This is a genomic window from Aeromonas sp. sif2433, assembly GCF_019218705.1.
Classification (GTDB): Bacteria; Pseudomonadota; Gammaproteobacteria; order Enterobacterales; family Aeromonadaceae; genus Aeromonas; species Aeromonas encheleia.
In genome coordinates this window covers 150,330-175,033 of sequence record NZ_JAHUXD010000010.1, presented here as the reverse complement: position 1 = coordinate 175,033, position 24,704 = coordinate 150,330, and the positions used below count along the sequence as shown (strand labels likewise).

General features: G+C 61.6%; 24 protein-coding genes. 17 read left to right on the top strand and 7 right to left on the bottom strand.

From position 1 onward, the window contains the following. Window positions 1-122: 122 nt before the first annotated feature. The 6 genes from KW825_RS16165 to ilvN all read left to right on the top strand — a co-directional run bounded on the left by KW825_RS16165 (window position 123) and on the right by ilvN (window position 5,364). Window positions 123-746: a TetR/AcrR family transcriptional regulator gene (locus KW825_RS16165; RefSeq protein ID WP_218329780.1), complete on the top strand. Its 624-nt coding sequence runs from the start codon at window positions 123-125 to the stop codon at window positions 744-746. Window positions 747-884: 138 nt separating this feature from the next. Beyond that, on the top strand, window positions 885-1,388 hold the full coding sequence (locus KW825_RS16160) for a phosphatase PAP2 family protein (protein ID WP_218329779.1): 504 nt from the start codon (window positions 885-887) through the stop codon (window positions 1,386-1,388). Beyond that, on the top strand, window positions 1,385-2,494 hold the full coding sequence (locus KW825_RS16155; protein ID WP_218329778.1) for an MJ1255/VC2487 family glycosyltransferase: 1,110 nt from the start codon (window positions 1,385-1,387) through the stop codon (window positions 2,492-2,494). Before KW825_RS16160 ends, KW825_RS16155 begins: the two co-directional genes overlap by 4 nt. Before the next feature lie 35 nt (window positions 2,495-2,529). Beyond that, on the top strand, window positions 2,530-2,682 hold the full coding sequence (locus KW825_RS16150; protein ID WP_126623399.1) for a hypothetical protein: 153 nt from the start codon (window positions 2,530-2,532) through the stop codon (window positions 2,680-2,682). Between the two features lie 389 nt (window positions 2,683-3,071). Then, window positions 3,072-4,790, top strand: a complete 1,719-nt coding sequence (locus KW825_RS16145; protein ID WP_218329777.1) for an acetolactate synthase 3 large subunit — start codon at window positions 3,072-3,074, stop codon at window positions 4,788-4,790. Window positions 4,791-4,869: 79 nt separating this feature from the next. After that, complete coding sequence (gene ilvN, locus KW825_RS16140; protein WP_005311605.1) at window positions 4,870-5,364, top strand: acetolactate synthase small subunit; 495 nt, start codon at window positions 4,870-4,872, stop codon at window positions 5,362-5,364. A 405-nt stretch (window positions 5,365-5,769) separates the two neighbouring features. Here ilvN and pta read toward each other — a convergent pair whose 3' ends face one another. Beyond that, the gene (gene pta / locus KW825_RS16135) at window positions 5,770-7,935 is read right to left on the bottom strand and encodes a phosphate acetyltransferase (RefSeq protein WP_042654279.1); all 2,166 of its coding nucleotides are present in this window, start codon (window positions 7,933-7,935) and stop codon (window positions 5,770-5,772) included. 70 nt (window positions 7,936-8,005) lie between these two features. Beyond that, entirely contained in the window at window positions 8,006-9,208 is a 1,203-nt protein-coding gene (locus KW825_RS16130; protein ID WP_042654278.1) for an acetate kinase, read from the bottom strand. Window positions 9,209-9,510: 302 nt separating this feature from the next. Between KW825_RS16130 and yfbV the strand changes: the two genes are divergently transcribed. After that, on the top strand, window positions 9,511-9,951 hold the full coding sequence (gene yfbV, locus KW825_RS16125; protein ID WP_042654277.1) for a terminus macrodomain insulation protein YfbV: 441 nt from the start codon (window positions 9,511-9,513) through the stop codon (window positions 9,949-9,951). 52 nt (window positions 9,952-10,003) lie between these two features. On the opposite strand, the gene KW825_RS16120 is transcribed toward yfbV, so the two are convergent. The 3 genes from KW825_RS16120 to KW825_RS16110 all read right to left on the bottom strand — a co-directional run bounded on the left by KW825_RS16120 (window position 10,004) and on the right by KW825_RS16110 (window position 11,913). Beyond that, a complete protein-coding gene (locus KW825_RS16120) occupies window positions 10,004-10,504 on the bottom strand; it encodes a YfbU family protein (RefSeq protein ID WP_033128739.1) in 501 nt (166 codons plus the stop codon). A gap of 379 nt (window positions 10,505-10,883) precedes the next feature. Beyond that, the gene (gene bcp / locus KW825_RS16115) at window positions 10,884-11,363 is read right to left on the bottom strand and encodes a thioredoxin-dependent thiol peroxidase (protein WP_218329776.1); all 480 of its coding nucleotides are present in this window, start codon (window positions 11,361-11,363) and stop codon (window positions 10,884-10,886) included. A gap of 16 nt (window positions 11,364-11,379) precedes the next feature. Further along, entirely contained in the window at window positions 11,380-11,913 is a 534-nt protein-coding gene (locus KW825_RS16110) for a glycine cleavage system protein R (protein WP_042654275.1), read from the bottom strand. Between the two features lie 201 nt (window positions 11,914-12,114). Here KW825_RS16110 and dapA point away from each other — a divergent pair, with 201 nt between their 5' ends. The 3 genes from dapA (at window position 12,115) to KW825_RS16095 (ending at window position 15,417) form a co-directional block, all read left to right on the top strand. Then, complete coding sequence (dapA, locus tag KW825_RS16105; protein WP_218329775.1) at window positions 12,115-13,002, top strand: 4-hydroxy-tetrahydrodipicolinate synthase; 888 nt, start codon at window positions 12,115-12,117, stop codon at window positions 13,000-13,002. Next, a complete protein-coding gene (bamC, locus tag KW825_RS16100) occupies window positions 12,995-14,122 on the top strand; it encodes an outer membrane protein assembly factor BamC (protein ID WP_218291718.1) in 1,128 nt (375 codons plus the stop codon). Before dapA ends, bamC begins: the two co-directional genes overlap by 8 nt. Before the next feature lie 191 nt (window positions 14,123-14,313). Beyond that, complete coding sequence (locus KW825_RS16095; protein WP_042654272.1) at window positions 14,314-15,417, top strand: phosphoribosylaminoimidazolesuccinocarboxamide synthase; 1,104 nt, start codon at window positions 14,314-14,316, stop codon at window positions 15,415-15,417. A gap of 139 nt (window positions 15,418-15,556) precedes the next feature. On the opposite strand, the gene KW825_RS16090 is transcribed toward KW825_RS16095, so the two are convergent. Continuing rightward, window positions 15,557-16,159: a short chain dehydrogenase gene (locus KW825_RS16090; RefSeq protein ID WP_218329774.1), complete on the bottom strand. Its 603-nt coding sequence runs from the start codon at window positions 16,157-16,159 to the stop codon at window positions 15,557-15,559. Between the two features lie 99 nt (window positions 16,160-16,258). On the opposite strand from KW825_RS16090, the gene KW825_RS16085 reads away from it, so the two are divergent. From KW825_RS16085 to KW825_RS16070, 4 genes are all read left to right on the top strand, one after another. Beyond that, window positions 16,259-17,158: a LysR family transcriptional regulator gene (locus KW825_RS16085; protein WP_218329773.1), complete on the top strand. Its 900-nt coding sequence runs from the start codon at window positions 16,259-16,261 to the stop codon at window positions 17,156-17,158. An 84-nt stretch (window positions 17,159-17,242) separates the two neighbouring features. Beyond that, complete coding sequence (locus tag KW825_RS16080; RefSeq protein ID WP_218329772.1) at window positions 17,243-17,866, top strand: DUF2057 domain-containing protein; 624 nt, start codon at window positions 17,243-17,245, stop codon at window positions 17,864-17,866. Window positions 17,867-17,937: 71 nt separating this feature from the next. Continuing rightward, complete coding sequence (locus KW825_RS16075; protein ID WP_218329771.1) at window positions 17,938-18,366, top strand: HIT domain-containing protein; 429 nt, start codon at window positions 17,938-17,940, stop codon at window positions 18,364-18,366. Between the two features lie 108 nt (window positions 18,367-18,474). Beyond that, window positions 18,475-19,170 carry a DUF3334 family protein gene (locus tag KW825_RS16070; RefSeq protein ID WP_218329770.1) on the top strand — a complete coding sequence of 232 codons (696 nt, stop codon included), beginning with the start codon at window positions 18,475-18,477 and terminating at the stop codon, window positions 19,168-19,170. 63 nt (window positions 19,171-19,233) lie between these two features. Here the strand turns inward: KW825_RS16070 and KW825_RS16065 are convergent, their stop codons facing one another. Then, entirely contained in the window at window positions 19,234-20,232 is a 999-nt protein-coding gene (locus KW825_RS16065) for a DUF2860 family protein (RefSeq protein WP_218329769.1), read from the bottom strand. A 201-nt stretch (window positions 20,233-20,433) separates the two neighbouring features. On the opposite strand from KW825_RS16065, the gene arcB reads away from it, so the two are divergent. From arcB to KW825_RS16050, 3 genes are all read left to right on the top strand, one after another. After that, window positions 20,434-22,746, top strand: a complete 2,313-nt coding sequence (gene arcB, locus KW825_RS16060; protein ID WP_218329768.1) for an aerobic respiration two-component sensor histidine kinase ArcB — start codon at window positions 20,434-20,436, stop codon at window positions 22,744-22,746. A gap of 37 nt (window positions 22,747-22,783) precedes the next feature. Next, on the top strand, window positions 22,784-24,148 hold the full coding sequence (dgt, locus tag KW825_RS16055) for a dGTPase (RefSeq protein WP_218329767.1): 1,365 nt from the start codon (window positions 22,784-22,786) through the stop codon (window positions 24,146-24,148). A 285-nt stretch (window positions 24,149-24,433) separates the two neighbouring features. After that, on the top strand, window positions 24,434-24,637 hold the full coding sequence (locus KW825_RS16050) for a hypothetical protein (protein WP_084228378.1): 204 nt from the start codon (window positions 24,434-24,436) through the stop codon (window positions 24,635-24,637). Window positions 24,638-24,704 lie beyond the last annotated feature (67 nt).

Sequence of the window (24,704 nt, the reverse complement as noted above, 5' to 3'; positions counted from 1 at the left end):
ATGCAAATTTCCTTGTCCCATATTCGGTTCATGCCTGATCATCTGGTTATTCCTGCTGTACTCGATCACCCGCACGATTCAGATCGACTTATCAGCTATTGCTGAATTATCTGAGGTATTCCATGGAAAAACGCAGACCAGGTCGTCCGGTCGGACGCTCCGACATCCGTGACAAGCTGCTTGCCGCCGCGCGCGAGCGTTTTCTCAACACGCCCTACAGCAAGGTGACGACCCGCGAGATCGCCGAGCTGGCCGGCTCCAATCTGGCGATGATCCATTACTACTTCGGCAGCAAAGAGGGCCTCTACAAGGCCGTGCTGGGGGATGTGGCCGAGCCGCTGGATCAGGCCTGGCATGACGAGAGCAGCAATCGCAGCCTCAATGATCTGCTCAATACCTACTATCAGGTGATGGCCCCCAACAGCGAGTTGACCTCCGCCATCTCCAGTGCGTTATCGACCGAGAAGAGCCCGGGCCGGGATTTTGTGCTGAACCGCCTGCTGGAGCGTCAGCTGCCCCAGTTCGATGCCCTGCTGGAATCCATGAGATCCAGCGGCCAGCTCGGTGACAACCTGGATCCCGAGATGCTGAAGATCTCCTTCCTCAGCATGATGTGGCAGCCGTTCGTGATGAAGGATCTCTATGAGCAGGTGTTCGGCCTGACCGTGGACGAGCACTTCATGAGCCGACTGGCTGACCACAACTGCCGACTGATGGAAAGCGGGCTGCGCGCCTCCGTGAACTGAGTCTTCACTCGCATCACTCCAGAAAAGGGCCGCTCGGCCCTTTTTTCATCGCGCTTTTCACAAATCTGTTATCTGTCCTTCAACCAAGTGTCACCCCGCCGCCCTAGTCTGCAGCAAGACGTCAGGGAAGGAGGGGTTATGAACAAGATCCAGCAATGGGACCTGCGGGTGTGCCGTCTCTGCCTGCTCCATCCTTACAACCGCCCGCAGGCCAGGATCAGCCGGGCCATCTCCCGCACCGGCGACGGTCCGCTCTATGCCGTGCTGGCCGCCCTGCTCTGGTGGCAGGGGGCAGCGCAGCGCGAGACGGTGCAGATCGCCGTGCTGGCCTTCGCCCTCGAACTGCCGCTCTATCTGCTGCTCAAGAACGCCCTGAAACGCCAGCGCCCGGTGGGGTTGCCGGTCTTCATCACCCCCTCAGATCGCTACAGCCTGCCGTCCGGTCATACCGCCGCCGCCTTCCTGATGGCGACGGTGCTGGCCGCCAGCTTCCCGCTCTGGGCCCCGCTGCTGTTCCTCTGGGCCATGTTGGTCGGGGCGTCGCGGCTGTTGCTCGGGGTGCACTATCTGAGCGACCTGATGGCCGGCGCCCTGCTCGGTGGTGGCTGCGCCTTGTGGGCATTGAGCGGGAGTCAGGGATGAAGATACTGTTCGGCGTGCAGGGTACCGGCAACGGTCACATCAGTCGCAGCCGCACCCTGGCCAGGGCGCTGAAGGCCAGGGGGATAGAGGTCGATTACCTGTTCAGCGGCCGGCCGGCCGATGGTTACTTCGAGATGGGCGAGTTCGGGCATTATCGCACCTTCGCCGGCATCAGCTTCGTCAGTCACGAGGGGAGCATCTCGGGCTGGCGTACCCTCAAGGGGCTCTCTCCCTGGCGTTTCTGGCAGGATATGCGGGCGCTCGACTGCCGAGATTACGATCTGGTGATCAGCGATTTCGAGCCACTCAGCGCCCATGCCGCCCGTCGCTGGCAAAAGCCGAGCCTGACCATCAGCCATCAGGCCAGTTTCGACTGGTCCATTCCGCGCTGGGGGGAGAGCGGCTTCAGCCGCCAGCTGATGCGCCGCTTCGCCCCGGTCCGGCAGTCGTTGGGGCTGCACTGGTTTCACTTCGGTCAGCCGCTGTTGCCCCCCATCATAGACCCCATAGCGCTGGCACCGGACAATCACCAGATCCTGGTCTACCTGCCATTCGAACAGACCGAGCAGATCGCGGCCCTGCTGTCGCGCTTCAACCAGCAGCACTTCGTCTGCTTCCACCCCGCTATCCGCACCCCTAGCCAGTGGCACAACATTCACTTCGAGCCCCTGGCGCGAGAAGGCTTCAAGCAAATCTTGGCCGGTTGCCGCGGGGTCATCACCAATGCCGGTTTCGAGCTGGCCTCGGAGGCGCTATCTCTCGGCAAGAAGCTGCTGGTCAAGCCGCTCGGTGGCCAGTTCGAGCAGCTGACCAATGGCAAGACCCTGGAGCTGATGGGGCTGGCCCAGCTGATGGAGACCCTGGACGCCAACGGGGTCAGAGCCTGGCTGGAGGCGCCGGCGCCGGGGGCCATCCGCTATCCAGACGTGGCGGCCGAGCTGGCCGACTGGCTGGCAGCCGGCGCGGTGGAGGGGATCGAGCAGTTGTCCCGCCGCCTGTGGGCCAGGACCCTCTTCCCGGAGGAGGTGTGCGATCGTCTCAGCGAGCTGGAGGGGCGCATGGCATTGACGCGCCCCTGGTTATCGCAACTCAGCGCCTTTGACTAGACTGAAATGATCCCATCAAGGAGAGGACGGACAACATGCGCTTTACCAATGAAAACGGCGATACCATGACCCTGGCGGACAATCTGACACTCCATGAACTACTGGACATGGGGGTCAGCATCTCGGTCTGCGAGGAGACGGATCCGGATCAGCAGATCTGGCTGGTGGAGCCCGAACAGGACCATTGAGTCCCAGGCTGGTTGAGGGCCCACCCTTGGCGGGTGGGCCATTTATTTCCGTCTCGGCCTGAATTTGCAGCATGATCCGCTGGTTTCCCTCCCATCCCCCCCGCTTTCTTTTCGGTCAGATAACCAAGTCACTGAATGTTAATAGCTGTTTGAAATTTATGACTGTTCTGGTCAGACAAAGCCGTGGACAAGCGTTCACAGGCGGGTTAAGTTGGTTTTTCACCCGATTTTGGGGTGAATGATGGAAAAAACCTATTTTTCTACTATCGACGGCTCCGAACTCGCCTGGTCTGGATGCAGACAACAACAAGAGACGGATCGGCGCTGCCGGGAAGCAGCGGACTGTCGATAGTTTTTGCTTAACGGAGCAAAGCCTGGAGGGCTTTATCATGGAGATGTTATCAGGCGCCCAGATGGTAGTTAGAGCGCTGGAAGATCAGGGAGTGGAGCACGTCTTTGGCTACCCTGGTGGCTCAGTGCTCGACATCTATGACGCTCTCTTCGAAAACGGCAAGATGGAACACATCCTGGTGCGGCACGAGCAGGCCGCGGTGCACATGGCGGACGGCTACGCTCGCTCCACCGGCAAGGTGGGCACTGTGCTGGTGACCTCGGGTCCTGGCGCCACCAACTGCATCACCGGTATCGCCACCGCCTACATGGACTCGATCCCCCTGGTGATCCTGTCCGGCCAGGTGCCGACCAGCATGATCGGGGAAGATGCCTTCCAGGAGACCGACATGATCGGCATCTCCCGTCCTGTGGTGAAGCACAGCTTCCTGTGCAAGAAGGCCAGCGATATTCCCGATGCCATCAAGAAGGCCTACTACATTGCCGCCAGTGGCCGCCCGGGGCCTGTGGTGGTGGATCTGCCCAAAGACGTGCAGAACCCGAAAGAGAAGTTCCCCTATCAGTATCCCGAGTCCGTCTCGCTGCGCTCCTACAATCCGACCAAGGCCGGACACAAGGGCCAGATCAAGCGGGCCGCCAAGTTGCTGACCGAGGCCCAGCGCCCGGTCATGTACGTGGGCGGTGGCGCCATCAACGCCAATGCGGATCATCTGGTGACCAAGCTGGCCGAGCTGCTGAACCTGCCGGTGACCACCACCCTGATGGGGTTGGGGGCCTTCTCCGGCATCCATCCGCAGTTCATCGGCATGCTCGGCATGCACGGCACCTTCGAAGCGAACAAGACCATGCACAACGCGGATCTGATCTTCGCCGTGGGTGCCCGCTTCGACGACCGTGTCACCAACAACGTGGCCAAGTTCTGCCCCAATGCCACCATAGTCCACATCGACATAGATCCCACCTCCATCTCCAAGACGGTACAGGCCCACGTGCCCATCGTCGGCTCGGTGGAAACCGTGCTGGAGCAGATGCTGGAGGTGATCCGTGAGTGCGGCTTCGACAATGACAAGCAGGCGCTGACGGAGTGGTGGGAGCAGATAGCGCAGTGGCGTTCCCGCAACTGCCTGGCCTACGAGACCCACCCCAACCTGATCAAGCCGCAGCAGGTTATAGAGGCGCTCTACAAGGTGACCAAGGGCGAGGCGTTCGTCGCCTCCGACGTGGGTCAGCACCAGATGTTTGCCGCGCTCTACTACCCCTTCGCCAAGCCGCGCCAGTGGATCAACTCCGGCGGCCTCGGCACCATGGGCTTCGGCATTCCCGCCGCCATGGGCGCCCAGTTCGCCAACCCGGATGCGGTGGTGTGCTGCGTGACCGGCGACGGCTCGGTGCAGATGAACATCCAGGAGCTCTCCACCTGCCTGCAGTACGGGGTGCCCATCAAGATCATCTCCATCAACAACCGTGCCCTCGGCATGGTCAAGCAGTGGCAGAAGATGTTCTACGGCGGCCGTCACAGCCACTCCTACATGGAATCCTTGCCGGACTTCGTCAAGCTGGCGGAAGCCTATGGCCACGTCGGCATCGCGGTAAGCGATCCGGCGGAGCTGGAGAGCGCCATGGAGAAGGCCTTTGCCCTGAAGGATCGGCTGGTGTTCATGGACATCTCGGTCGACCCGGATGAGCATGTCTATCCGATGCAGATCAAGTTTGGTGCCATGGACGAGATGTGGCTGAGCAAGACGGAGAGAACCTGACGATGGAACATATTATTTCGGTCGTACTGGTGGATCACGCCGTCGATGAGATGTGGCTGAGCAAGGCGGGGGAAATCTGATGAGACATATTATTTCCGTTCTGTTGGAAAACGAGTCCGGCGCCCTGAGTCGTGTGGTGGGCCTCTTCTCCCAACGCGGCTACAACATCGAGACCCTGACGGTGGCCCCCACCGAGGATCCGACCCTGTCGCGCATGACCATAGTCACCATGGGCGACGAGCGGGTGCTGGAGCAGATCCAGAAGCAGTTGCACAAGCTGGTGGACGTGCTCAAGGTGTGCGATCTCAGCGAAGGTGAACACATCGAGCGGGAGATCGCCCTGGTCAAGGCTCGCGCCGCCGGTGGCGCCCGCGACGAGCTGAAACGGCTGGCGGACATCTTCCGTGGCCAGATCGTCGACGTGACCCCGGAGCAGTACACGGTGCAGCTCGTCGGGACGAGTGAGAAGCTGGATGCCTTCATCAAGACGGCGGCCCAGACCAACGAGATCATCGAGGTGGTGCGCTCAGGGGTCTGCGGCATCTCTCGCGCCGACAAGGCATTGCGTCCCTGATACCGCTGGTTGGCTGCATCATCCCAAAGGGGCTCTTCGGAGCCCCTTTGTCATGGGTACCATGGGGGGAGGGGGCAGAGCGAGTCTGTCATTTTCTTTCAAATGATCGGTAAACTATCCACAAAAGCTGTGGAAAACTCTGTAGATTAGCGGTGTGTCTGGCGTTAGTTTGCTGATCTTAAAGGGGTATTTCTATTTGATCCCGACTGGATCGCAAGTGTCCAATCCCCTGTGGCGGCAGTGAGTGGTTGCTTATCCCCTCGCCCTTGCCAGGCAGGCGTTGGTGCCAGTATTCGGGATCCGGTCAGGATCCTGATTTGATCTTGCGGATCAACAGCTCGCCCGCCTGCCATAAAAAAACCCGCCTCTCGGCGGGTTTTTTAGCAGTGTCAGCATAGGGCGAACTTATGCTTCGGCTGCCTCGGCCTGGGCGGCCTGGATCCCGGTCAGGGCGATGGTGTAGACGATGTCGTCCACCAGGGCGCCGCGGGACAGGTCGTTGACCGGCTTGCGCATGCCTTGCAGCATGGGGCCGATGGAGACCAGCTCGGCGGAGCGCTGTACCGCCTTGTAGGTGGTGTTGCCGGTGTTCAGGTCCGGGAATACGAACACGGTGGCTTTACCCGCGACCGGTGAGTTCGGTGCCTTGGACTTGGCCACGTTCTCCATGATGGCAGCATCGTACTGCAGCGGGCCGTCGATGATGAGATCCGGGCGCTTGGCCTTGGCCAGCTCGGTCGCTTCACGCACTTTCTCTACGTCCGCGCCGGCGCCAGAGGTACCGGTGGAGTAGGAGATCATGGCGACGCGCGGCTCGATGCCAAAGGCGGCAGCGGAGTCGGCGGACTGGATGGCGATCTCGGCCAGCTGTTCGGCGCTCGGATCCGGGTTGATGGCGCAGTCACCGTATACCAGCACCTGATCAGGCAGCAGCATGAAGAAGATGGAGGAGATGAGCGACGAACCCGGGGCAGTCTTGATGATCTGCATCGGCGGACGGATGGTGTTGGCGGTGGTGTGCACGGCGCCGGAGACCAGACCGTCCACCTCGCCACGCTCGAGCATCATGGTGCCCAGCACCACGTTGTCTTCCAGCTGTTCGCGGGCAACCACTTCGGTCATGCCCTTGTTCTTGCGCAGCTCGACCAGACGCGGCACGTAGCGCTCGCGCACTTCCAGCGGGTCGATGATCTCGACGCGATCGGTCAGTACCACACCCTGCTGTTCGGCGACGCGACGGATTTCTTCCGGGTTGCCCAGCAGCACCGGACGGGCGATGCCACGCTCGGCACAGATGGCGGCAGCCTTGATGGTCCGCGGCTCTTCCCCTTCCGGCAGCACGACGCGCTTGTTGGCCTGACGGGCCAGCTCGGTCAGCTGATAACGGAACGCCGGCGGGCTCAGACGACGGGAACGTGTGGACTTGGCAGAGAGCGACTCGATCCAGTGCTTGTCGATGTGGCCAGCCACATAGTCCTGCACCAGTTCGATCCGCTCGCGGTCATCTTCCGGGATGTCGACGTTGAAGTTCTGCAGGCTGACGGCGGTCTGCCAGGTGTTGGTGCCGGTGATCATGATCGGCAGGCCGGTGGCCATGGCCTGTTGGCACAGGGCGATGACTTGCGGCTCCGGATGATAGTTACCGGTCAGCAGCAGGGCACCCAGCTTGACGCCGTTCATGGCGGACAGGCAGGCGGAGACGATGACGTCGGAGCGATCGCCTGAGGTTACCAGCAGGCTGCCCGGACGGAAGTGCTCGATCATGTTGTGGATGGAGCGGGCACAGAAGGTCACGGTCTGCAGGCGACGGCTGTCCAGCTCACCCTTGTGCAGGATCTTGGCGGCCAGGTGCTTGGCGAGATCCTTGGCGCGCGGGGCGATCAGCTGGGTGTTCCAGGGGATGCAACCGAGGATGCGCAGCGGGCTCTTGCCGAAGACCTGCAGCACTTCCAGGTTATGAGCGGAGTCGGAGGTGTGGTGATGGGCCTCGAACATCTCGGTCAGATCGGGGCGGGTCACGCCATGCTCGTCAACCGGTGCGCCGACCTTGTTGATCACGCAGCCCACGATACGCGGGTTGCTGACGCCACCGAAGTTGGAGCAGGCCAGCTCGATGCGCTCTTTGAGCTTCTGGCTGGAGTCGTTGCCCGGATGGGTCACGAACACCATGTCGGCATCCAGCGCCTTGGCCACGTCGTAGTTCAGCTTGTTGGCAAACGGCTGCTTGTCGGTCGGGACCAGACCTTCGATCACCACCACTTCGGCACCGCTGCTCTTCACGTGCTCTTCGAAGCGAGCCACGATCTCTTCCAGCAGGATATCGGTGTTGCTGGAGGTGATCATGTTCTCGGCGTAGGAGAGGGCGAACGGCTCGGGCGGATTGATGTTGGCGGCGGCGCGGATCACGGCGGTGGAGCGCTCGGTACCGGTTTCACCCGGACGCGGCTGAGCCACCGGTTTGAAGAAGCTGACATTGACACCGTGACGTTCCATGGCGCGAACGACGCCAAGACTCACGGAAGTTACGCCGACACCAGTGCCGACCGGGATGAGCATAATAGTGCGTGCCACTTATTACCCCTTGTTCATTTTTTGGGATCAGGAAAAGGCCGCCCGGGGGCGGCCTTGCTCTACAGCTAAATTATGCGCCGACCAGTTCCAGCGCGTCGTGGGCGATGACCCACTCTTCGTTGGTCGGGATAACCAGGGCCTTGGTGGAGCCAGCCTTGGTGATCTCGCCACCCTTGCCGAAGCGAGCGGCCAGGTTGGCGTCGTGGTCGACGTCAAAGCCCAGCAGGCCCAGCTTGTTCAGGGTGATCTCACGGATCGGGGCGGAGTTCTCGCCGATGCCACCGGTGAAGACCACGGCATCCAGACGACCGTCCATGGCGGCGGCGTAAGCGCCGATGTACTTGGCCAGACGATAGCAGTACACGTCCATGGCGCGCTTGGCTTCTTCCTTGCTGTCGTAGTTGTCTTCAACGAAACGGCAGTCGGAAGTGACTTCGGTCAGACCCTGCAGGCCGGATTCCTTGGTCAGCATGGTGTTGATCTCGGCCACGCTCATGCCCAGCTTGTCGTGCAGGAAGAAGATGATGGCCGGATCCAGATCACCGGAACGGGTACCCATCACCAGGCCTTCCAGCGGGGTCAGACCCATGGAGGTGTCGACGGACTGACCATTCTTGATGGCGCAGACGGAGCCGCCGTTGCCCAGGTGGCAGTTGATGATGTTCAGTTCGGACACCGGCTTGTTCAGCTGCTTGGCGGCTTCCAGGCTGATGTAGTAGTGGCTGGTGCCGTGGGCGCCGTAGCGACGGATGCCGTTCTCTTTGTAGAGCTTGTACGGCAGGGCGTACAGGAAGGCTTCTTCCGGCATGGTCTGGTGGAACGCGGTGTCGAACACGGCGACGTTCTTCTCGGCCAGCTCAGGGAACACCTTCAGCGCGGCACGGATACCGATCAGGTGCGCCGGGTTGTGCAGCGGAGCGTAAGGAATGGCGGCTTCGATACCGGCGATCACGTCTTTGCAGATCCGCACGGAGGAAGTGAATTGCTCACCACCGTGAACCACGCGGTGGCCGACGGCGATCAGGTTCTTGGACAGTTCCGGGTTGAGCGGCAGGATCTTGTGGACGATGAAGTCCAGCGCTTCCTGGTGAGCGGCACCGGCACCCAGATCGGCGCTACCCTTCTCACCATTCAGTTTCCACTTGATGCGGGCGTCGTCGAGGTTGAAACACTCGGCCAGGCCGGACAGCAGATCATCACCGGTGGTTGCGTCAATGACAGCAAACTTCAGGGACGAGCTGCCACAGTTAAGAACAAGAACCAGCTTACTCATGAATAAATCCTATCGCAGATTGGGTTGGGTTGGAGGATGCGCCGGACGCGGTGCGTCCAAAAACAATCAACTTATCCTTATGAGGGTTGGCAATCTGTTGCTTGCCCCTTGTATAGTGATACAAGACCCGAAATCCAGACGTCCCTGACAGGCCAACGGCGGGCCGTTGGCATAAAAATTAGGCGTACAAAGGATAACCTGATTGTTGAAAAATAACAAAGTCATCCTCAACCTTTGTTATTGAGCCTCAAATATTGTCGAGGTTTTGCCGTTAATACGTTCAAAAAGAGCTCGGAGGTAGCATGAGCATGAACATTTTTGGAACTAAGTTACAGCAAGGCCGTCATTATATGACTCTTTGGCCGCGCCGTCCCGAGCTTAATTCCCTGTTCCCCGAGAATCGGGTGATCAAGGCCACCGAGTTTGCCCTCAAGACCATCCCGGCGCTCGCCGTGTTCAGCGTCATGTTGCAGTTCCAGTTTGGCGAGCTGCATTATTGGCCTTCGGTCATGGCCTCGGTGCTGTTTCTGCTCAGCCTGCCGCTGCAGGGTTACTACTGGCTTGGCCAGCGCGCCGATACCCGGCTTCCTCCCTCTCTTGCCAGCTGGTATCGGGAGATCAACGGCAAGATGAACGAGCAGGGCGGTCACCGCCAGCTGGTGGCGCGGCCCCGTTATGAGGAGCTGGCCGATACCCTCAATGCCGCCTTCAAGCAGTTGGACAAATCCTTCCTCTACGAATGAGCCGATAGCACGGCCAAAAAGGCGCCCAAGGGCGCCTTTTTCATGAGCCTGTTCAGGCCGCCAGCACCTTGCTGATCTCCTGGATGGAGAGCTTGTACTGACGGGGGCACTGACGCCAGGCCGCCAGCATGCGTTGGTACTTGTCACGCATGGCGATGTCGCTGGAGAGCTCGTCACAGGGGCACGGCAGCTCGGGGAAACGCTTGTCCACTTCCAGCAGGAAGCAGACATAATCCGCCAGCTCGCGCTCCTGGCTGCGGCTGTAGCCGTTGAAGCTCAGTCGGCTGGCATTCACCTCGGCCTGGCTGGCGGCGTCCAGGTTGCCCCAGGAGATGGCCAGCGCATGGTGCAGCTCCAGGGTGTCCAGCACCTCCTGGCAGGTGGCGAGATCCAGGTGACCGAAGCTCTTCTCCAGCTCGAGGATCTGCAGGCAGTAGCCGCGCTCGACTATGGTGCTGGCGCGCTGGTAGAACGGCGCCTTTTCCGGATTGAGTTTGGCCAGGATCTCGTACTGATTGCTCAGGATCAGGCGTTCGGTGTGGCTCATGTTCATGGGCTGTCTCACTGGAAAATGAATCTGCAGCCACGTTAACCCATATCTAAGATGAATTTTTTGATCTGGCAGGGGAGGTTGGCGAGAAAAACGGGAGAGGGGAAATCAAAACCGCCGGCGACCCGGTTAATTAAATGTGTCCTGGCCGACTTGTATTGTGTGGTGGAGAGGCAAAAATGTAAGCGTCATTTGGCCATGCCAGATGATCTACCACCAAGGCACCCCATCAGGTGCAAGCCATCATAAGGTCTCGCCGCGACCCAGGGCTCGCAGGTGGGTCGGGGCAGGCAGCCGCGTGCCCCATAGTTTCTGAAGACGAAGCGCATCAGCAAAGAGGGCCTGCAACTGCAGGCCCTCTCTCTATCAGGTGCGAGGTGATTCAAACACCCGCCGACTGGCCCTTGATCAGGGAGAGCACCACCTGATGGTGATCGCTGGTCTTGAACTTGTCGAAACGGTGGGCCACCTTGCCCTCCTCGTCGATGAGGAAGCTCAGCCGGTGGATGCCGTCATACTCCTTGCCCATGAACTTCTTCGGGCCCCAGACGCCAAAGGCGTCGGCTACGGCATGATCTTCATCGGCCAGCAGGCGGAAGTTCAGGCTGTCGCGCTCTTCGAATTTCTTCAGGCGCTTGGCCGGATCCGGGCTGATGCCGAGTACCACCACATTGAGGGCGGCCAGCTCGGCGTTGACGTCACGCAGGCCGCAGGCCTGGGTGGTGCAGCCCGGGGTCATCGCCTTGGGGTAGAAATAGATGAGCACCTTCTTGCCGCGCAGGGAGGACAAACTAACCTGAATGCCATCCTGATCGGAGAGAGAGAAGTCGGGGGCCTGGGTGCCAGCTTGTAGTGGTTGCATGGGGTCTCCTGAGCCGTCAGGCGTATTTGTGATTGATGAGGAACTCGAACGATTCGGCGCCCAGTTCACGACAGAATTCGGCGAAGGCCGCCTTGGATTCACCAGACTCTCCCTGCTTGGCCAGGTTCAACTGAAAGCTCGCCTTGAGCAGGTTGAACGGCTGTTGCTCGAGGGTAATGGTCTGCATGGCCTGGATGTCCCAACCATGATCGCTGAAGAACTGGGTGCACTGGCTGACGATGCCGGGCTGATCCCGGATCAGGACCTCGGCACTGGCGCTGATGTCGTACTGCAGGGAGTGGTGGCGCTCGGTGCGCTTCATCATGGTGATGAGATCCCACTCCTGGCTGCGCAGGGGCAGACTTATCTCGAGTTGCATCAGGCTGTTCCAGTCACCGGACAACAGCATGATGAAGGTGAATTCGTTACCAAAGATGCCAAGACGGCTGTCGACAATGTTGCAACCGCAGCCACTGACGTGACGGGTAACCTCATTGACGATGCCAGGCCTGTCCGTGCCGATGGCCGTTACGACCAGGTAGTGAGTCATAAATCGTCTCTCGTCCATTATTGCGAAGGCGTTTGCAGCGCGCTCTGTTCCTGGGCATGGAGGCCAAGCTTGGGGCCATGTCCTGCACGCCTGCATTGCTGCGTTTTGTGGCGGATGGTAACACGGCTTGTCCCTCGCCTCCCTTGTTTTTCAAAGGGGGCAGCTTTACCATAACGCCCCTGAAAATCGGGAGAAAAATCCATGTTACGCGGTAGTATTGTTGCGCTCGTTACCCCCATGCTGGCCTCGGGTGAAGTCGATTGGGCCAGTCTGGCCGCCCTGGTCGATCATCATGTCGCCGCCGGCACCAGTGCCATTGTCGCGGTGGGGACCACCGGGGAGTCGGTGACCCTGAGCGAGCAGGAACACATCGCCGTCGTGGAAAAAACCGTCGAGTTTGCCGCCGGGCGTATCCCGGTCATCGCCGGTTGTGGCTCCAACAGCACCGCCCATGCCATCGCACTCTCCCGCCGTTTCGCCCAAACCGGCGTGGTGGCAGGCCTCTCGGTGACCCCTTATTACAACAAACCCACCCAGGAAGGCCTCTATCGTCACTATTGTGCGATCGCCGAGGCTAGTGGTCTGCCTCAAATTCTCTATAATGTGCCCGGTCGCACCTGCTGCGATCTCAAACCGGAGACCGTGGCCAGGCTGGCCAGGGTGCCCGGCATCATAGGCCTGAAAGAGGCCACCGGTGATCTCGACCGGACACCGCTGCTGCGGGAGCTGTGCGGAGCGAATTTTGCGCTTTATAGTGGCGATGATGCCAGTGGATGTGATTTTATGCTGCAAGGGGGGGACGGAGTCATCTCAGTCACCACCAATATTGCGGCGGCCCAGATGGCCGACATGTGTCGTGCTGCGCTGGCCGGTGATGCCGGTCTGGCTCATGATATCAACAATCGATTGATGCCGTTGCATCAGACTCTGTTCTGCGAACCGAGTCCCATCCCGGTGAAGTGGGCCTGTGCCCGACTGGGATTGATGGCGACGGCGACCTTGCGTCTGCCGCTCACCGACCTCACCCCCGAGGGCGAGCGAGCGATGACCCGAGCACTGACGACTGCGGAGTTGATGGCGAGTGTTTAAAGCAAATGGAAAGGGAAATGCAGTGCGCCTGGTGCTGAGTGTTGCGACCGTTGCCGTGTTGGCAGCCTGTAGCTCACCCCAGGATCGCAAGATGGCCAACCGTGGCTTCGAGTACGAAGAGAACCGCCTCGAAGGTCGTGCCTTCCTCGTGCCCGCCGGGTTGAGTGCCCCCGCTTTTAACAGCAATTTCGACATTCCGGCCCTGCCCGAGAGCAGCCGCGAGGGTGCCATCGGCGCCAAGGTCGATGTGCGTCCTCCTGCCCAGCTGCTGACCGTGGTCCCCGGCAGCCAGGTCGTACCCAATGCCAGCGAGCCTACCCTGGCCTTCTATGCCCTGAGCACCAGCCAGAGCGTGGAGCGTGACACCTGGTCCTTCCTGATGAACTTCCTGGCCCAGCACAAGGTGACCACCGAGCAGCTGGATCAGCAGGGCGGCGTGTTGCAGACCGGCTGGTTCGACAACACCGGTGCGCTCGATGGCTGGGGTGAGGAAGACGAAGACTTCCGCATTCGTCAGCGCTATCAGTTCACCCTGCACAACGATGTCCAGCGCCACGCCGTCAACATGTCGGTGCGGGTGCTGGAGCACGAAGAGACCTACGACGGCGAGACCACCACAGCGCTGACCGCGGCCGATGGCCAACGCTACGCGACCCGCGCCCTGAACCAGTTCTCCCTCTACTACGACAAGCAGCTCAAGGCTCGCGAGCAGCACAAGTCCAACGATGGCATGGGCATGGAGCTTGGCCTCGACAACAACGAGCTGAGCGCCTGGATTGCCGATGGTTCCTTCGAACAGGTGTGGCGCCGTCTCAATCAGGTGCTGCCAAATTACGGCTTCGTCATCAAGGATACCCAGCAGTCCCTGGGCTGGATCGACGTCGAGTATGACGATCCGGGTGCCGAGTTCTGGCAGGCCAAGGGGGCCGAGCCGTTCAAGCTGGAGGAAGACAAGTATCGCTTCCAGCTCGGCGAGATGGCCGGAGGAAAGACCTCCATCACCCTGTTTGACAAGGACAAGAAGCCGGTCGCATCCGGGGTCATCTCCCAGATGTACATCAGCCTGTCCGAGGCATTCGCCAAGGGCCAAGCCGATCAGGCTGCGGCAAAAGCAGAATAGAAACAGGGGCCTGGTGCCCCTGTTTTGTTATGTGAATTTCCTTACAAACAGAGAGCCTAGTACTCTTGTTTGTTAAGTGAATCCCCCAGTTTATAAAGGGGGTAGTGCTCTCGCTTCGTTATGTTTACCCCCACAAACAGGGGCCTGGAGCTCCTGTTTTATCAGTCCCACAACAGGAAGTGTTAAAAGCCATGAGTCTTGCAGATCAAGTATTGGCGGTGAATGACGATTTGCCGATCCGTACCGATAAACCTGTCCATTCCGGCAAAGTGCGCAGCGTCTACTGGTTGACCCCGGCAGACAGTGCCCGGCTCATAAGAGAGAAAGGCTATGATGTGCCGGCCGATGCGCCGCTCGCCATCATGGTGATCAGTGACCGCATCTCGGCCTTCGACTGCATCTGGCAGGGCGTGGACGGGTTGAACGGCGTGCCGGGCAAGGGCGCGGCGCTCAACGCCATCTCCAGCCATTGGTTCAAGCTGTTCAAGGAGAAGGGACTGGCCGACAGCCACATCCTGGATATCCCGCACCCCTTCGTCTGGATAGTGCAGAAAGCCCGTCCCGTGATGATCGAAGCCATCGCCCGCCAGTACATCACCGGCTCCATGTGGCGTGCCTACAAGGATGGCGAGCGCGAGTTCTGCGGCATCCGCCTGCCGGAAGGGCTGAAGAAGGATCAGAAGCTGCCGGAGATCCTCATCACCCCGTCCACCAAGGGTGTGCTCAAGGGGCTGGATGGCGTACCGGAAGCCGATGACGTCAACGTCTCCCGTGCCGACATCGAGCGCCACTGCCAGGGCTTCAACTTCAGCAAGCCGGCCGACATCGACCGCTACGAAGTGCTGCTCAAGGAAGGCTTCAACGTGATCAGCGATGCGCTGACCGCGCTCGATCAGATCTTCGTCGACACCAAGTTCGAGTTTGGCTACGTCAAGGACGCCGCCGGCAACGAGAAGCTCATCTACATGGATGAAGTGGGTACCCCCGACAGCTCCCGCATCTGGGACGGCGCCGCCCTGCGTGAAGGCCAGATCGTCGAGAAGTCGAAAGAGGGCTTCCGCCAGTGGCTGCTGAACCACTTCCCGGATCCGGACATCCTGCTCAACAAGCACCGCATGCCGGAACGCTTCGCCCTGGCGCGCGACAACAAGCTGCCGACGGCGGTGATGATGGACATCTCCAACACCTACGTGGGGATCGCCGAGAAGATCATCGGTCAGCCGCTGGTGCGCAGTGCCAATCCCAAGCAGGAGATCATCGAGGTGTTGCGCGAGCAGTACGGTCTGATCGACTGAGGCTTGCCCTGTTTTTTTGTCGCCGACAAACAAACGTTTGCTGGTGACAAGAAGGCATAGCCGGGCACAGCGCCGGATAAACAGACGGGCCCATCGCGGGCCCGTTTTTATTGGTGTCTGGCAGTGGGAGAGGGTGGCCTCAGCCGTTGACCCTGAACACCTGGCCGCTCTGTACCCCCAGCACCGACTTCTTGTAGGCCTGGGCCACCCGGGCGGCGGGCACCGGCACGAAGCCGGGGAAGAAGTCGGCATACTTGTCCATGGATTCGACCAGCACGGTCGGGCTTATCGCGTTGATGCGCAGCCCCCGCGGCAGCTCGCAGGCCGCGGCCCGCACGAAGTGTTCGATGGCACCGTTGATAGTGCTGGCGCTGACCCCCCAGTTGATGGGCTCCTCGCTCAGGATGCCGCCGATCAGGGTGATGGATCCCCGGTCGTTGAGGTGCGGGATGGCGGCGCGAGTCAGCCTGATCTGGCCCATCAGCTTGCTCTCCAGCCCCGTTTGCCACTGCTCGTCCGTCATCTCGGGGAAGGCGTTGAAGGCGACGCTGCCGCTGGCCACCAGCAGGGCATCAAACCGGCCTATCCCCGCGAACAGGGCGGTGATGGAGGCGCAGTCCGTCATGTCTACCCTGGCATCCCCCTGGCTGTGGCCGACCCGGATGACCTCATGGTCCCTGGCGAGCAGTTCACTGACGGCGGATCCGATGGTGCCGGAGGCACCCACAATTACGATTTTCATCTTGGTCACTCCTGATTGGGATATTCAGGATTCTAGTAGGACTAAAGAGAAGAAAAAGCGCTTAATATGAACGTATTGTTTCCATATTGGAGTGAATGGATGGATATCGCCCACCTGGCCAGCTTCTATGAGGTGGTCAAACGCGGCAGCTTCTCCGCTGCGGCCGACCTGTTGGGGGTGAGCAAGGGGATGCTGAGCCGCCACGTCAGCGCGCTGGAGGCCTCCCTCAACGCCCAGCTGTTGCAGCGCACCACCCGCCGGCTCAGCCTGACCGAGGCGGGCAAGACGCTCTATCTGCAGGCGGGGCAGATCTTCGCGCTGGCCCAGCAGGCGGAGCAGGACATCCAGGCCCTGACCGAGGAGGACGGCGGCCGCCTGCGTTTCACCTGCCCGGTCAGCACCGGCGATCGCATGGTGAGCGACCTGCTGGCACGCTTCGCCGAGCGCTGCCCCGGGGTGCAGGTCGAGCTCAACTTCACCAACGCCATGGTCGACATGAGCCAGGGGGAGCACGACATCGCCCTGCGTGCCATGAGCCATGTGCCGGACAACCTGGTAGCGCTGCCACTCGGCCGGCTGAGAGACGTGGTGGTGGCGAGCCCGGCCCTGCTCGCGCGGGAGGGGATCCCGGCCACCCCCTATGAGCTGAGCGGCCGCAGCTGTCTGCTGCAGGGAAGCAACCCCGCCTGGGAGCAGTGGCATTTTCGCAAGGAGGGGGAGGAGGCCCTGATCCCGGTGCAGGGACGGGTGCGGGCCAACCACTACAGCACCCTGCTGCAGCTGGCCCGTGCTGGCATGGGCTATGCCAAGTGCCCGCTGATGCTGGTGGAAGCCAGCCTGGCCAGGGGGGAGCTGGTGGCGGTGCTGGGGGAGTGGCAGACCGGCCTGCACCCGCTCCATGTGCTGCATGCCCAGCAGCGGCGGGTGCCGCGCAAGATCCGCCTGTTCAAGCAGGTGCTGGCCGAGTGGTTTGCCGAGCGGCCGCACTACCTGATCTGAGTGCAACCGGCTGAGCCAGCGTTATTTTTCTGTCATATCCGGCTGCTACCCTGCGCTCATCACAGCGATGGAGAGAGGCAGAGGATGAAGGGTCATCAGGGTTGGGTCGGCGTCATGCTGTTGTGTGCCGGGGCGGCGCAGGCCGAGGTCGAGGTCAGGGTACCGGAGAATTTCCAGATCCTGGCGGTGAGCGCCGGCAAGGTGCAGGACGAGCAGCATGCCGTGCTGGCCGACGGGCAACAGCAGTTGCTGGTGCGCTATGAGGGGGTGATCCCGAGTCGCAACAGCAGCGACAACGATCGCCAGATCCGCTCCGAGCCCCAGGTGATCCGCTATGACGCCAGCCGGCAGTCGGTACGCTTGCAGGCGGCCGTTCCCGGCGATGAGAGCGGGATGGAGCGCTACGCCAAGGCGCCGCTGGTGAGCCTGCAGACGGGGGGCCAGCCACTGGCCATGCAGCAGGATGAGCTGGTGGTCAACGGCATGCAGATCGGCATGGATTGGCGCGCCAGGCTGGAGGAGTACAACCGCGGCGGGGGCAAGGCGGCGCTGAACACGGTCGGCGCGACGACGGTAGCGACGGTGGCGGCGGGAACCTCGGTACCGGTGGCCGCCAGCGAGCTGGAGGGGCAGTTGCAGCGACTCTTCCTGCAGGCCGATCCGGCGCTGCGCAAGCGCTTCATCGGCTGGGCCGTGCCCCAGCTTTAAGTTTGCCCCTCGTTGCAGTAACGTGGGCACCGTCGCCTGGCGACCTGCCCATCTTGACCAACGAGGTTCTCATGTTTGAATTGCATCCCCGCCTGCAGGCGGATACCCAGCCGCTCGGGGATCTGCCGCTCTGCCGCGTCCTGCTCGCCAGAGACAGCCAGTACCCCTGGCTCATCCTGGTGCCCCGCATCGCCCAGTTGCGGGAGATCCACCACCTCGCACCCGAGCAGCAGCAACAGCTGATGCAGGAGTCCTGCGCCGTCGCCGCCCTGATGGAGCAGGCGCTGAGTCCGGACAAGATCAACGTGGCGGCGCTCGGCAACCTGGTGCCCCAGCTGCACCTGCACCATGTGGCCCGCTTCAGTACGGACCCCGCCTGGCCTGGCCCCATCTGGGGTGCGCACCCTGCCGTGGCATATGAGGCGCAAGATTTACGGATTGCGGCCGATAACTGGCGAGCCCGGCTGGCGACCCTGAGCGGATTTACCCCTCTTCAATAGTGACAATGGCATCAAGTGAGAGCTGGCTCGCTGTTTCCAGGCCGGGGTCAGGCTATCTGTTAGCCTGACGACAACGACTAGCCCATTTTCGATCAGCAGGAAGGTTCCATGATACTAACAAGATCCGATGATGACGCCGTATTGACCACCGAGGATGTGCTGCTGAGCCTGTGCAACTCGGTCACGGGCGTATTGAGCGCGGCGACCCAGACCCAGGTGCGCTTCTCCGGCATGGTGCAGCGGATCAGCAAGACCTGCCTCAAGCCGGATATCGGCTGTTTCGTGCTGTTTGATGGCGGTTTCTCCGGCCTGGTGGTGATCAACTTCTCCGCCGCCGCGGCCATGGAGCTCTACCAGAGCTACATGCTCAGCATGGGGCTCTCCAAGGAGGATCTCGCCATCTCCCACACCTCGGACGAGGTGAGCAACGTCATGGGCGAGCTGATGAACCAGATCCTCGGCAGCTTCACCGGCAAGGTGGGCCGCGAGTTGCAGACTCACATCACCCAGAACCAGCCCAAGATGCTGGCCCTGAACAAGCAGGTGATGCTGAGCGTGGATACCAACCTCGACAATCCCGAGACCCGCAGGGTCACCTTCTTCACCGCCAGCAACAACATCTTCTACCTGGAGCTGGCGATGGACGGCACCGAGTTCATCCGGCTGCACAACGAGGGCAGGGATCAGGAGGAGATTGACCCCGATGCCCTGATCGCCCAGACCAAGCTGGCGGCGGCCAAGCCGGCCCCGGTGGCGCCCGTCACCAACGATCACGACGACCTGCTCAACTCGCTCGGTCTCTGATGACCAAGCAGATACAAGGAGGCCACCCCTGGGGTGGCCTCCTTGTATTCGGGTCGACACGACTTAGAAGTTGTAGAGCAGACCTGCGCTGAGGATGCTGGTCTGGCTATCGTAGAAGGCGATGTCGGAATCGGCCTGGTTGTAGGCCGCCGTGACGGTGGCGGAGAGATCCCTGACCCCCATCAGGTTGTGCCAGAAGAAGGTGCCGGCCAGCACAAACTCCTTGGCATCGGCGCGCTGGCCGAACAGGGGATTCGCCTCGTCATACTCGCGCTTGCCGGCATAGGCGTTGCCGACGACGGACCACTGGGGGCCGCGCTTGGCATAGGTCAGCTGCATCCCCAGGTTCTTGAAGCTCTCGGCACTGCCATCGAGATCGGCCTGCTTGTAGAGAATGGCGGGCTCCAGCAGCTGGCCACCCCCGAAGTGCCACTGGTAGGAGAGCTCCATGTCATGGATCTTGCCGTTGCGATCCAGCATGGGGGCATAGTGGGTGCCGTGGCGCTGATCGTACTGCTGGCTGCTGTGCTCCTCATCCAGCTCCATTTCCCGGGTGGTGAGGCTGCCATTGAAGTTGCTGCCCCAGATCTTGTCCCAGGCGAACCGCACGCCCTTCGACTTGGCATCGGTGGCGCTGCGATCCACCCCGACGGCGAAAGGATCGCTCCACAGCTCGACCGGCATGGCGTTGAATACCACAGAGCCCGCCACTATCCCCTTGTCGCCCATCTCCTGACGGATCCCGAGCTGCTGGGTGAAGTCGAAGCGCAGCGCATCCTGGATGAGGTTGCCGAGGAACACCTGGGTGCGGGTATCGGCGAAGGTGTAGCGGATGTCGGCGTTGATGAGCGGCGCCAGCTCGCTCTCGCTGGCGGGGGAGCCGAGGCCGTCGATGTGGCCATTGCTGTCCCCGCCGGCATAGAAATTGGATTCATGGCTGATGGCACTGACCCCTCCCAACAAGAAACCGGACCAGCCAGATTGCGTGGGAATGGCACCGAGATCGGCGTGGGCGGCATTGGCGACCAGCAGGCTGAGACTCAGCAGGGTGAGATTACGCATCAGTAGGACTCCTGAAATGACGAATGATGAAACCGCATGGCCGGGTCAGCGTCCTTTGCTGAACTGGGGCTGACTGGCCAAGGTGGGCATGCTACCCCAGCAGGAGTGTGACGTTAATCAATAATTTATGCGGTGACGGGCAAGTGTTCGGTGCGCCGTGCTGGTATTCTGTTTGCGCAATAGCGGGGAGAAAACAACGAGATGAAGCAAATCAAATCCTGGGCGCAGTACTACGTCGACCTGATGACCAAGCTGGGGCTGGTCCGTTTCAGCATGTTGCTGGCGGCGGGCATCATAGTGCTGGCCGTGACGATTCAGATGGGCGTGACCCAGTTTCTGCGTGGCACAGTGGATATCGTCGACCTGGTGCGCTCGGTGTTCTTCGGCCTGCTGGTGACCCCCTGGGCCGTCTATTTCCTCTCCATCGTGGTGGATCAGCTGGAGGACTCCCGTCAGCGGCTGACCCGCATGGTGCGCAAGCTGCAGGACATGCGCGAGCGGGATCTCGAGCTCAACAGCCAGCTGCAGGAGAACATCAGTCGCCTCAACGCCCAGATAGCCGAGACCAACAGGGCCGAGACCCTGCGTCAGCAGGCGATCGAGGATCTGGAGAACGAGGTGTTCCAGCGCGAGAAGGCCCAGCTGCACCTGGGTGAGCGCACCGCCCTGCTGCGCTCCTTCATCGACTGCTCCCCCGATCTGGTCTATTACCGCAACGAGGAGCAGCAGTTCTCCGGCTGCAACCGCGCCATGGAGGAGCTGACCGGCAAGGTCGAGGCCGAACTCATCGGGCTGACCCCGTTCGATGTCTACAAGCAGGACATCGCCAGCAAGGTGGTGGAGACCGACAAGCAGGTCTTCACCAGCAACGAGCCGCTCACCTACGAGCAGTGGCTGGAGTATCCGGATGGCCGCAAGGCCTACTTCGAGCTGCGCAAGGTGCCCTTCTTCGACCGCTTCGGCAAGCGGCTCGGCCTGCTCGGCTTTGGCCGAGACATCACAGAGCGCAAGCAATACCAGGACAAGCTGGAGAAGGCGAGTCGCGACAAGACCACCTTCATCTCCACCATCAGCCACGAGCTGCGCACCCCGCTCAACGGCATAGTGGGGCTCAGCCGGATGCTGATGGATACGCCGCTCGATGCCAAGCAGCACCAGCAGCTCAAGACCATTCACCTGAGCGCTGTGACGCTCGGCAACATCTTCAACGACATCATCGATCTCGACAAACTCGATCGCCGCCGGCTGGAGATAGCTCCCACCCGCATCGACCTGCCCGCCTTCCTCGACGAGCTGGAGACGCTGTCGCGCATCCAGGCGGAGCAGAAGGGGCTCTACCTGCACTTCGACCGGGATGGGGACATGCCGCAGTTCGTGATGGCCGACGGCACCCGCCTGCGCCAGGTGTTGTGGAACCTGGTGGGCAATGCGGTCAAGTTTACCGACGAGGGCGGGGTGACGGTGCGTTGCCTCTCCCACGCGTCCGATGTGCCGGGCAAGCTGGCGCTGCACTTCGAGGTGGAAGACACCGGGGTCGGCATTCCGCGCGCCCAGCAGGAGAAGATCTTCGCCATGTACTATCAGGTGCAGGGCAAGAAGCACGCCACCGGCACCGGCATCGGTCTGGCGGTCTCCCGTCAGCTGGTGCAGGCCATGGGCGGCGAGCTCTATGTGGACAGCGATCCCGGCGAGGGCTCCTGCTTCACCGCCGAGCTCGAGGTGGACTGCGTCGAATCCCTGGCCGCCGAGCCGGAGCAGGAGCTGCCGGCGCTCGACATCCTGCTGGTGGAGGATGTGGAGCTGAACGTGACCGTGGCCTGCGCCCTGCTCACCAAGCTGGGGCATCAGGTCAAGGTGGCGCGGGATGGGACCCAGGCGCTGGCCATGGCCAATCCCGATGACTTCGACCTCATCCTGCTCGATATCCAGCTGCCGGACATGACCGGCTTCGATGTGGCAGCCCAGCTGCTGGCCCGTTACGGCGACAGCCTGCCGCCCATGGTGGCACTCACCGCCAATAGCACCGGCGATCGCCAGTACTATCGGGATCGCGGTCTGCAGGATGTGATCAACAAGCCGCTGGGATCCAAGGCGGTGCGCGAGGTGATTGGCCACCTGTTTGCGGATCTGGCCGACGACGAGGCCGATGAGCAGGAGGATGCGGGCAATCAGGATGAGCTGCTGGATCTGCCCTTCCTCACCGATTACGCCAGCACGGTCGGCAAGCCGGTGTTGCTCTCCAGCGTCGACCTGTTCGAGAAGATGCTGCCCGACTACATGGCGGTGCTCGACACCAACATGATCGCCAGGGATCAGGCCGGGGTGGTGGAGGAGGCGCACAAGATCAAGGGGGCGGCCGGCTCAATAGGCCTGCGCCGCCTGCAGCAGACGGCCCAGCTGATCCAGAGCCCGGAGCACCCCGCCTGGTGGGAGAACGTGGAAGACTGGATCGAGACGCTGCGCCGTGAATACCCGGGTGACATCGCCCGGTTGCGCCGCTGGCTGCTCTCCTGAGTCGGCCCCTGTCATCACAGCTAAGGAGACGCAGCCCATGTATCAGCGCCTGATCCCCTCACTGCGGGTTCACCCCTGGGGCGAGGAGCCCCTGCTGGAGGCGACCGAACAGGATCGCGCCCGCATAGTGCAGGCCGCGCCGGTGCGCCGCCTGCAACAGAAGACCCAGGTCTTTCCGCTCGATGTGAAGGCCTCGGTGCGCAGCCGCCTCACCCATTCGCTGGAGGTGCAGGAGACCGGCCGCCAGATCAGCCGCCGCATCCTGGCCGCCCTGCCGGCGGGCACTGTCTGTGAGGGGGCCTTCATCAATCTGGTGGAGATGTCCTGCCTGCTGCACGACGTCGGCAACCCGCCGTTCGGCCACTTCGGCGAGCAGGTGATGAGCCAGTGGCTGGCACAGGAGCTGGATGCGCTGTTTGCCAGTGCCCATGACCGGCTCCCGAGCCCGCAATGGGCCGAGCTGCGCCAGGATCTGCTGGTGTTCGACGGCAACGCCCAGAGCCTGCGGCTGGTGCACAGCCTGCACGAACTGAACCTGACCCTAGGCCAGCTGGCGGCCCTGTGCAAGTACCCGCAGCAGCCGCAGCCCGGTCAGCACTTTGGCCAGCACCACGGCTGGGCCAGCAAGCGCGGCATCTTCTTCAGCGAGCAGCCGCTCTATCAGTCCCTGAGCCAGCACCTGGGGCTGGCCCCTGGCTGCCGTCATCCGCTGGTGTACATCATGGAGGCGGCGGACGACATCTCCTACTGCATCGCCGATCTGGAGGATGCGGTCGATCGGCACATCCTCAGCCTGAGCGAGCTGCTGCAGGCGCTGCGCAGCGCCGACGGGGGGGATTACATGGCCGGCCTGCTGGCCCAGGCCGCGGCGTCCGGCCGCGGCTTCTTTCCCCATTTTCGCCTACAGCTCACCCGGGATCTGGTCACCCTGGCGGCCGATACCTATGTGAGCGAGCATGTCGTCATCCTGAGCGGTGCCTATCCCCAGGCCTTGCTGCACGGTCAGGCGCCGGCGGCGCGGGTGCTCGATACCCTCAAGCAGGTGGCCCGCGAGCAGGTGTTCATGCGCCCTGAGGTGGAGGCGCTGGAGCTGGAAGGCTATGCCGCCCTGCGCGGCGTGCTCTCGACTTACGCCTGCCTGCTGGCGCTGCCGGCCGCGCAATTTGAGCGCTTGCTGGCGGGCAAGGGGGGCAGCGAGCTCTTCTTCGCCCGGCGGCTGTTTCACCGGCTGTCGGCCCGCCACCTCAAGGCATACCGGCTGGCGGTGGCGACCGCCGATCCCCGCTTTGAATCCGGGGCCGAGCAGGAGTGGTACTACCGCGTCCGGCTGTTGCTCGATTACGTCAGCGGCATGACGGATACCTATGCGCTGGAGGAGTTCCGGCTGCTGTCCGGGATCTGATCGGTCCATATCCATCCCACCCATATGGGTGGGATGGATATTGCACAAAATTCGGTGTTTTTCTAGACTGTGGCAACTTGTACAACTTTCACCCGGTAAGGAGACGACTATGCAACATTCCATGTTCAACGTTGCGTTCGATCGCTGCATTGGCAGCGCGAAGACTCGTGCTCTTTATTTACCGCGTGGAGGAAACAGGTAACCCCTGCTTTTTCATCACCCGCGGTTATCCCGCAGGGTGATGTCCTCTCTCCGGGAGAACCGCAAGTTCAACTGGAGAATATTATGTCTATCGAGCTCGTCCTGCTGCGCACCGTCGAATCCCTGGTTCAGAAACGGATCACCCGACTGGAGCGTCGCGTCAGCTACCTGAATCTCTCGCCAGCCATGTTGAAAGACATCGGCCTGGAAGGGCAGGATGTGCAGGTTGCCCATGTCCGTGTGCGGGAGTTTCAAACCGGCTTCCGCCTTGGGAACCGAATAACCTGATGGAGGGGGACTCGCTCCCCCTGATGTGCAAATGGCAGGCCTAGGCCTGCCATTCTCGTTTCTGATC

Excerpts from the sequence above, each read along its gene's own strand:
- KW825_RS16165 (WP_218329780.1), top strand. The coding sequence starts at position 123 with ATGGAAAAACGCAGACCAGGTCGTCCGGTCGGACGCTCCGACATCCGT.
- KW825_RS16160 (WP_218329779.1), top strand. The coding sequence starts at position 885 with ATGAACAAGATCCAGCAATGGGACCTGCGGGTGTGCCGTCTCTGCCTG.
- KW825_RS16155 (WP_218329778.1), top strand. The coding sequence starts at position 1,385 with ATGAAGATACTGTTCGGCGTGCAGGGTACCGGCAACGGTCACATCAGT.
- KW825_RS16150 (WP_126623399.1), top strand. The coding sequence starts at position 2,530 with ATGCGCTTTACCAATGAAAACGGCGATACCATGACCCTGGCGGACAAT.
- KW825_RS16145 (WP_218329777.1), top strand. The coding sequence starts at position 3,072 with ATGGAGATGTTATCAGGCGCCCAGATGGTAGTTAGAGCGCTGGAAGAT.
- ilvN (WP_005311605.1), top strand. The coding sequence starts at position 4,870 with ATGAGACATATTATTTCCGTTCTGTTGGAAAACGAGTCCGGCGCCCTG.
- KW825_RS16130 (WP_042654278.1), bottom strand. The coding sequence starts at position 9,208 with ATGAGTAAGCTGGTTCTTGTTCTTAACTGTGGCAGCTCGTCCCTGAAG.
- yfbV (WP_042654277.1), top strand. The coding sequence starts at position 9,511 with ATGAGCATGAACATTTTTGGAACTAAGTTACAGCAAGGCCGTCATTAT.
- KW825_RS16120 (WP_033128739.1), bottom strand. The coding sequence starts at position 10,504 with ATGAACATGAGCCACACCGAACGCCTGATCCTGAGCAATCAGTACGAG.
- bcp (WP_218329776.1), bottom strand. The coding sequence starts at position 11,363 with ATGCAACCACTACAAGCTGGCACCCAGGCCCCCGACTTCTCTCTCTCC.
- KW825_RS16110 (WP_042654275.1), bottom strand. The coding sequence starts at position 11,913 with ATGACTCACTACCTGGTCGTAACGGCCATCGGCACGGACAGGCCTGGC.
- dapA (WP_218329775.1), top strand. The coding sequence starts at position 12,115 with ATGTTACGCGGTAGTATTGTTGCGCTCGTTACCCCCATGCTGGCCTCG.
- KW825_RS16095 (WP_042654272.1), top strand. The coding sequence starts at position 14,314 with ATGAGTCTTGCAGATCAAGTATTGGCGGTGAATGACGATTTGCCGATC.
- KW825_RS16090 (WP_218329774.1), bottom strand. The coding sequence starts at position 16,159 with ATGAAAATCGTAATTGTGGGTGCCTCCGGCACCATCGGATCCGCCGTC.
- KW825_RS16085 (WP_218329773.1), top strand. The coding sequence starts at position 16,259 with ATGGATATCGCCCACCTGGCCAGCTTCTATGAGGTGGTCAAACGCGGC.
- KW825_RS16080 (WP_218329772.1), top strand. The coding sequence starts at position 17,243 with ATGAAGGGTCATCAGGGTTGGGTCGGCGTCATGCTGTTGTGTGCCGGG.
- KW825_RS16075 (WP_218329771.1), top strand. The coding sequence starts at position 17,938 with ATGTTTGAATTGCATCCCCGCCTGCAGGCGGATACCCAGCCGCTCGGG.
- KW825_RS16070 (WP_218329770.1), top strand. The coding sequence starts at position 18,475 with ATGATACTAACAAGATCCGATGATGACGCCGTATTGACCACCGAGGAT.
- KW825_RS16065 (WP_218329769.1), bottom strand. The coding sequence starts at position 20,232 with ATGCGTAATCTCACCCTGCTGAGTCTCAGCCTGCTGGTCGCCAATGCC.
- arcB (WP_218329768.1), top strand. The coding sequence starts at position 20,434 with ATGAAGCAAATCAAATCCTGGGCGCAGTACTACGTCGACCTGATGACC.
- dgt (WP_218329767.1), top strand. The coding sequence starts at position 22,784 with ATGTATCAGCGCCTGATCCCCTCACTGCGGGTTCACCCCTGGGGCGAG.
- KW825_RS16050 (WP_084228378.1), top strand. The coding sequence starts at position 24,434 with ATGTCTATCGAGCTCGTCCTGCTGCGCACCGTCGAATCCCTGGTTCAG.